This window comes from Propionicimonas sp. (assembly GCF_034927565.1).
GTDB lineage: Bacteria > Actinomycetota > Actinomycetes > Propionibacteriales > Propionibacteriaceae > Propionicimonas.
Genome location: NZ_JAYFPT010000062.1, coordinates 42,274 through 49,844, shown reverse-complemented (window position 1 = coordinate 49,844; position 7,571 = coordinate 42,274). Strand labels below are relative to the sequence as shown.

Here is a 7,571-nt window from a genome sequence, read left to right as displayed (position 1 = left end):
TCCAGGTGACGGCGAACCCCCGGGCAGAGGTGTTCACCACCTTCAGGCCGGTCGGCGTCTCCGCGGCATGGGCCGGGGTCGCGACGAAGGTCAGCATCGACACCAGCAGCGCCCACAACGCTATCCAGGCGACTGGTTTCCAGGCATACCGGGCGCGGGTCACGCGACTCTCCCATCCTTGGCGGCTTCCCCCCACCAGCGGTTGCTGCCTTCTCAGGATCGCAACCTGGATGCGCATCATGCCCGCCCGGTGGACAGATCCGGGACCCACACTGAAGGTCGGCTTGAGAGTTCCCTGAGATCCGTCTGACGGGGTGGGAGGCTGTCCTTCACGGTGGCCGGAGGGGTAATCCGACATCCTTCTCAAGATTCTCTCAGGTTGCGGTGGTCACGGCAAGTCCCCGACGAGACTCACGGAAGATGCCCGCAAAACGCCCGACGAGGCTCGTGCGCCGTGTTCGCGAGAAGCTCCCCGTCCAAGCTCGGCCCACCAGCGGTGGGGCGCCGAAACCGGGGAGCCGTTACAGTACGAGGATCACCCGTCCACGCCGACCGGGACGGTTCTGGGTCCGGCCGGGTGGTCACCGGTCCCGGCGCCTCAGAGAGGGAACATGCGCGTCATCACCTACGGCACCTTCGACCTGTTCCACGAGGGTCATCGCAGACTGCTCGAACGGGCGAAGGCGCTCGGCGACCATCTCATCGTGGGTGTGACCACGGAGAACTACGACAACAGCCGCGGCAAGCTCAACGTCAGCCAGAGTCTGATGGAGCGGATCCGCAACGTGCAGGACAGCGGCCTGGCCGACGAGATCATCATCGAGGAGTACGAGGGCCAGAAGATCCGCGACATCCAGAAGTACGGCATCGACATCTTCGCGATCGGGTCGGACTGGCTGGGCGAGTTCGACTACCTCAAGGACTACTGCGAGGTGGTGTACCTCGAGCGCACCAAGGGGGTCTCCAGCACCCAGCTGCGGGACCAGAACGCCGGGGTGATCCGGCTCGGTGTGATCGGGTCCGGACGGATCGCCGCCCGCTTCGTCGCCGAGGCCCGCTACGTGTCCGGCGTGGACGTCAGGACCGTCTTCAGCCAGCACTACGCCCGGGCGCAGGCCTTCGCCGAGCGATTCGAGCTGCAGCACGCGGCCCAGACCCGGGACGACCTGTTCGGCGCGGTCGACGCGGTCTACATCGCCTCCCCCCACGGCACCCACTACGAGCACACCGCGGCCGCTCTGGACGCTGGCATCCACGTCCTGTGCGAGAAGCCGATGACCCTGTCCAGGGCCCAGACCGAGGAGCTCTTCACTCGTGCCAGGGAACGCGAGGTCGTGCTCCTTGAGGCGGTCAAGACTGCCTTCGCTCCGGCCTTCCAGCGGATGGTGGAGGTGGCCCGCTCCGGCTCGATCGGACAGATCCGCTCTGTGGACGCCACCTTCACCAAGCTGGTGACCGGCGGCCGCGAACTGGAGTCCCCGGACGGCGGCAGCATCTCCGAGCTGGCCACCTACCCGCTGCTGGCCGTGGTCAAGCTGCTCGGCACCGATTACACCACCATCCGCACCCAGTCGCTGCGCCCCGAGGACAGCGAGGTGGAACTGTTCAGCCGGATCGACATCAGCTACCCGGGTGCGATCGCCTCGGCCCGCACCGGGCTCGGTGTGAAGGCCGAGGGAGAGTTGATCGTCGCCGGAACCCTCGGCTACGTCCATGTCCCCGCGCCCTGGTGGCTGACCGAGTATTTCGAGACCCGGTTCGAGAACCCGGCGCAGAACCGCAAGTACTACAACACCTTCGACGGCGACGGCCTGCGCTACGAGCTGGCCGAGTTCACCCAGATGATCCGAGGGAAGAACCTGGAGTCGTTCAAGCTGCGCGCCGCGGAATCACTGGCCATCGCCGACATCATCGAGCGGGCCCGGGCCGGCGCCGAGTTCTTCGGCTGAGCGGCGGGCCGGGGCCTCAGCCGCGCGCCTGCCTGGAGTCCTCGTAGGCCTCGGTGACCTCGTCGACCGGGCCGTCCATCACCAGTTCGCCCTTGTTCAGCCAGATCGCGCGGCCGCAGGTGTCGCGGATGGAGGCCATCGAGTGCGAGACCAGGAAGACCGTGCCGGCGTTGTCCCGGATCTCGCGGATCCGGTCCTCGCTGCGGGTGCGGAACCGGCGGTCGCCGACCGCCAGGGCCTCGTCCACGATCAGGATCTCGTGCTGCCGGACGGTGGCGATCGAGAACTTCAGCCGGGCCTGCATGCCCGAGGAGTAGGTCCGCATCGGCAGGTCGATGAAGTCCTGCAACTCGGCGAACTCGACGATCTCGTCGCGCATCGCCTCGACCTCCTTGCGGGAGAAGCCCAGGGCCAGCCCGCCGAGCAGGATGTTGCGCTCGCCCGAGAGGTCGCCGATCAAGGCTGCGCCGACCCCCAGCATGTTGGGCCGGGAGGAGGCGTACACCGCGCCCGACTCAGGCTGGGTGAGGCCGGTGATCGCGCGCATCAGGGTGGACTTGCCCGAGCCGTTGGAGCCGATCACGCCGATCGACTCGTTCTCGCGGGCGACGAAGGAGATGCCCTTCAGGGCATGCACCACCCGGATGCCGCGGCGCTCCTTGGCGAGCAACCCGGGCTGGGCACCCTGCACCGCCCGGCCGCCGGCATAGACCCGGTACTTCACGTGCAGGTCGTCGACCACCACCACCGGACGGCGTCCGTCCGATGGAGTGGCTACAGGGGTGAGGGGCTCAGTCACGGCCGTACCGCTCCTCCGCCGACCAGAAGAACACCAGCCCGACGGCGAAGGTGAGCACCGCCCAGGCCGAGAAGTACCACCAGTAATTCTGGTCGGTCAGCTGCTCTCCCATCAGCAGGCTGCGACCCAGTTGCAGCACCTGGTAGATCGGGTGGAAGTCGAACAGCCGAACCGCCCACGGGTACTTGACGAACACCCGGCTGACGTCGAACAGCACGCCCGAGGTGTAGAAGAGGATCCGGGAGATGAACGGCAGCAGCTGGGTGAGGTCGCGGACGTGGACGGTGAGCCGGGCGGCGATCATCGCGATCCCGGCGTTGAACAGAGCGAACAGCGCCAGCAGCGGAATGATCAGCAGCCACTCCAACGTCGGCCAGTGCCCCAGGAACGGCAGGATCACCAGGAGCAGGGCGATCGAAGGCAGCAGGGCGAGGAGCTGCTGGACCACTTCGGCCAGCGGCAGCGTGAGCCGCGGGAAGGCCAGTGACTGCACCAAGTTCTGGTTGCCGGTGATCGACTTGGCGCCCCGGATGAGGCTTGACGAGAAGAAGCCGAAGAGGAAGACGCCGATCACCACGTGCGCTGCGTAGGTGAGCGGGCTGCCGACATCCTTCTGCAGGACGCCGAAGATCAGGCCGTAGATCGCCGCGTTGAGCACCGGCTGCAGCAGCAGCCAGCCGATGCCCAGCCGGTTGCCCTCCAGTTGGGCACGCAACCGGGACTGTGCCATCGCGACGATGAAATCGCGGCGTTCCCAGGTCTGTTTCAGGTACGACCCGAGCGAGGGCCGCGCACCCACCCGGTGCAGGCCGCTCCGCGCCGCGTACTCGGCCAGACTCATGCGCGTCGGGTTCCCCTCGTCAAGCCTCGACCGTTGTCCGGCCGGTTCTTCGGGTGGAGTCTATCCGTCCCGGTCACGGCAGGCGATTCCGGACACTCGCGGAGCTCCGCGGCGCAGCGGACCGCCGCGCCGCCCGACCAGGCCAGGCTCCGGTGACCGGCGAGAGCCCCGGCAGAAAAGCTCGGCACAAACCGGGTAGCAGAGGCGACTGGCGTGGATAGTGCACGCGAGTGCCCGGAATCACCCGGTTTGTGCACCTGCACCTCGCTGACGGGTTCAACCGCGGTGGCTGAGGTAGTAGCCGACAAGGTTGCGGGTGGAGGGGTCCTGGGCCTGGAGTGCCGCGGCGACCCCGGCGACCGCCGGGGCGATCTGCAGCGCCAACTGCTTGCCGAGTTCCACCCCCCACTGGTCGAAGGAGTTGATCCCCCACACCACACCCTGGGTGAAGGTGATGTGCTCGTACAGCGCGATCAGCTGGCCGACCACGGACGGGGTGAGCGCCGGCGCCATGATGGACGTCGTCGGCCGGTTACCCGGGAACACCCGGGCCCAGACGATCGGCTCGGCGGTGCCCTCGGCGCGCACCTCGTCAGCGGTCTTGCCGAAGGCCAGCGCCTTAGTCTGGGCGAAGAAGTTCGCCAGGAAGAGCTCGTGGACGTCCGCATCCCCGTCGGTCAGCGGGTGCGCCGGGGTGGCGACAGCGATGAAGTCGGCCGGGATCAATTGGGTTCCCTGGTGGATCAGCTGGTAGAAGGCGTGCTGGCCGTTGGTGCCGGGCTCGCCCCAGAACACCTCACCGGTGGCGGTGGTGACCGGGGTTCCGTCCCACCGGACGCCCTTGCCGTTGGACTCCATAGTGAGCTGCTGCAGGTAGGCGGCGAACCGGTGCAGGTACTGCGCGTACGGCAGGACGGCGTGGCTGGCGGCGCCGAAAAAGTTGACGTACCAGACGTTCAGCAGGCCCATCAGCGCCGGCACGTTGCGCTCCAGCGGCTCGCTGGCGAAATGCTCGTCGATCGCGCGGAAGCCCGCCAGGAAGTCGGCGAAGGCGTCCGGTCCCAGCGCGACGGCCAGGCTGGTGCCGACCGCGGAGTCGACCGAGTAGCGGCCGCCCACCCAGTCCCAGAAGCCGAAGGCATTGGCCGGGTCGATGCCGAAGGCTGCCACCTTGTCCAGGGCGGTGGAGACCGCGACGAAGTGCTTGGCGATGGCGTCGGCCCGGGCCCCGTCCGACCCGTCAATCGCGCCCTGGGCGGCCAACGTCCGCAGCAGCCAGTCGCGGGCCAACCGGGCGTTGGTCAGGGTCTCCAGGGTGGTGAAGGTCTTGGACGCCACGATGAACAGCGTGGTCTCCGGGTCGAGATCGGCGGTCTTCTCTGCCACGTCGGTCGGGTCGATATTGGACACGAACCGGCAGCTCAGACCAGGCTGGACATAGGGCTTGAGCGCCTCGTAGACCATCACCGGGCCGAGGTCGGAGCCGCCGATGCCGATATTGACCACGGTCTGGATCCGCTTGCCGGTGACGCCCTGCCAGGCCCCCGAGCGCACCTGCTCGGCGAAGCCGTAGACCTTGTCGAGTACCTCGTGGACGCCGGGGACGACGTCGATACCGTCCACCACCACCGAATCGGTGCGTGGCCGGCGCAGCGCGGTGTGCAGCACCGAGCGGTTCTCGGTGGTGTTGATCCGCTCGCCGGCGTACATCGCGTCCCGGCGGGCCTCCAGGCCGACCTCGCGGCCCAGCGCCACCAGCGCGGCCAGCACCTCGTCGGTGAGCAGGTTCTTCGACAGGTCGACGAACAGGTCGCCGGCGGTCAGGCTGAAGCGTTCGGCGCGGCCGGGATCGGCGGCGAACCAGCCTCGCAGGTCGGGCTCCAGCGAGGTTGTGAGCGCGGTGAGGGTGGACCAGGCGGCGGTGGTCGTCGGATCGACAGGAGCGGTCATGACGTCAGCCTAGCGAGGGCTGCGTCGAAGGCGGCCTGCGGACCGTCGGGATGGTCGCCCAGGAGATGGCTGCGCAGCGCGAGCCGCTCGGCCCGCAGCGGGTCGGGGCCGAACGCGTCGCGCACCGCTTGGTCGAAGCCGGCCAGCCCGGGCCCAACCAGATACAGCCCGCGCTGGCTGGGGTAGGCGGCCAGGAACTCCTCGGTGGTCAGGCCGGCGGGGTTGGTGACGATGGCCGGGCGTCCGGTGGCCAGGAAGTCGCTGGTGACACTGGACACGTCGGCGAGCAGCACGTCCGCCTGGGCCAGGCAGTCGACCAGGGTGAGGTCGGTATGGTCAACCAGGACGTGCTCGCCGCCGGCGAGCAGGCCCTCGATCTCGGCGATCGCCGCGAGCATGGACGGGCGCACCGTCCCACTCGCCGGGTGCGGTTTGAACCAGACCCGGACCCGGGGCACCACCTCCAGCAACCGCCGCACCATGGCCGGCCCCATGGTGTCCAGCGAGCTGTAGGCGGTCTGTTCGTAGTAGCCCTCGAAGGTGGGTGCGTACAACACGACCGGCGACTCGCCGGGGTCGCGCTGCACGCCGGCCAGCAACGGCTCGGCCTGCGGTCTGCCGATCAGCACGAAGCGGTCGTCGGGCAGGTCGATGCCGGCGGCCCGGAAGCGGCCGACAGCGGCGGGACCCGCCACCCACACCTGATCGTAGGCGCGCGCCTGGGGATTGGCGGAGGATGCCTTGTCGGAGTCCCCGTGCCCCAGCATGACGTGCTTCAGCCGCTGGTCCCGCAACAAGTGGACGTTCTTCTCGCCATAGGCGAGATAGAGGGCGGCCTTGATCGACTCGAGCGTGAGCAGCTCGACTCCGCGGGTGGTCGGGGCGTACACCACCGGCAGCCGGGTAGCTGCCAGCGGCTTCAGCTGGCTCGCCTCCCGCACCACCATCACCCCGTTGTGCGGTGTGGCGTCGAAGACCGGCAGCCACTGGTTGACCACAGAGCGGGACTGGCCTGCCCCGGCCGAGACATAGACCAGGTAGTGCGGATCCCCACTGGTCAACTCGGACAGCAGGATCTCGGTGTCGGCAGTCTTCCGGTGAAGCAGCCGCCGAACCGCCAGCGCCGACCGGGCGGTCACGAACAGCGCGAAGAGTGCACCAACCACCGGCGCCACGACGGCGAGCCAGGTGAGCATGCTGGTTGGGCCGAATACGCCGGGAACAGCGCCGAGGACGGCGATCGCCTCCGCCAGTACCAAGGCTCCGGGTGCCCCCACGGCCGCCGCATAGCAGGCGACATAGCTCCGCAGCGGCTCAGCCTGGTGCGTCTGCCCGGGGAGATACCGCAGCGGCGGCGCCGCCCGCCACAGCAGGGCCGCCAGCCCGCCCAGCGCCGTCCAGGCCAACTGGACCGCCACCACCGCACAGGCGTACGGGACGGCGACCGGCAACGGCGCGAGCGCCCCGAGCAGGAGCAGGCTGCGGAGGGCTGCCCGCAACTGCGGTTTCAGCCCGGCATAGTCGAAGAGCCGGCCGAGCGGGGAGTCAACCCTGGTCGCAGCCCAGTCGAGGACCGCCGCCAGCAGCCAGCACAGCACTGCGATCAGCGGTGCGCGCGCGACCAGGGCCACCAGCAACGCCAGATGCGGCACCAGCAGAACCCACAGCAGGTGATCGGCGAGCCACCGGACGAGGCCCGGCGGCGGCGGGGCCGCGGCCCGCGCGAGTTCCTCCCACTCGCTGAGCGGGGCCCGTCCCAGAGTGGCGAGCCGTCGCTCGATTGACCTCATGCCCTCAGACTAGCGGCGCCGCTGGTCCGCGCCCGACGCGGCTCTCACTCGTCGGCCGGGTCTTGCCGCCCGTCCCGGCTCACGCCGACGTCCCCCGGGACGCGGCGTCCAGGACACGGCGTCCGGGCCAGGGGCTTCTAGGTCGCGCCAGGTGGGCTGGGCAGTGTTCTGAAGCGTTGGCGGGCGAGGTAGCGCTTCAGTCCGTGCAGAAACCGGGCAGTAGAGGCCACTCGCGTGGATAA

At 68.9% G+C, this 7,571-nt stretch carries 5 protein-coding genes; 1 reads left to right on the top strand and 4 read right to left on the bottom strand.

What is annotated here, in order from left to right; translation table 11 throughout:
• Positions 1–611: 611 nt before the first annotated feature.
• Positions 612–1,949 (top strand): Gfo/Idh/MocA family oxidoreductase, encoded by a 1,338-nt coding sequence (locus VB080_RS11950; protein WP_323418680.1) that lies wholly within the window; start codon positions 612–614, stop codon positions 1,947–1,949.
• Between the two features lie 16 nt (positions 1,950–1,965).
• Here the strand turns inward: VB080_RS11950 and VB080_RS11945 are convergent, their stop codons facing one another.
• From VB080_RS11945 to VB080_RS11930, 4 genes are all read right to left on the bottom strand, one after another.
• Entirely contained in the window at positions 1,966–2,748 is a 783-nt protein-coding gene (locus VB080_RS11945; protein ID WP_323418679.1) for an ABC transporter ATP-binding protein, read from the bottom strand.
• Positions 2,741–3,589, bottom strand: a complete 849-nt coding sequence (locus VB080_RS11940) for an ABC transporter permease (RefSeq protein WP_323418678.1) — start codon at positions 3,587–3,589, stop codon at positions 2,741–2,743. Before VB080_RS11940 ends, VB080_RS11945 begins: the two co-directional genes overlap by 8 nt.
• 276 nt (positions 3,590–3,865) lie before the next feature.
• Complete coding sequence (gene pgi / locus VB080_RS11935) at positions 3,866–5,539, bottom strand: glucose-6-phosphate isomerase (RefSeq protein ID WP_323418677.1); 1,674 nt, start codon at positions 5,537–5,539, stop codon at positions 3,866–3,868.
• A complete protein-coding gene (locus tag VB080_RS11930) occupies positions 5,536–7,329 on the bottom strand; it encodes a CDP-glycerol glycerophosphotransferase family protein (RefSeq protein WP_323418676.1) in 1,794 nt (597 codons plus the stop codon). Before VB080_RS11930 ends, pgi begins: the two co-directional genes overlap by 4 nt.
• Between the last annotated feature and the right edge of the window lie 242 nt (positions 7,330–7,571).

Coding starts and splice junctions, on each gene's coding strand:
- VB080_RS11940 (WP_323418678.1), bottom strand. CDS start 3,589: ATGAGTCTGGCCGAGTACGCGGCGCGGAGCGGCCTGCACCGGGTGGGT.
- pgi (WP_323418677.1), bottom strand. CDS start 5,539: ATGACCGCTCCTGTCGATCCGACGACCACCGCCGCCTGGTCCACCCTC.
- VB080_RS11950 (WP_323418680.1), top strand. CDS start 612: ATGCGCGTCATCACCTACGGCACCTTCGACCTGTTCCACGAGGGTCAT.
- VB080_RS11930 (WP_323418676.1), bottom strand. CDS start 7,329: ATGAGGTCAATCGAGCGACGGCTCGCCACTCTGGGACGGGCCCCGCTC.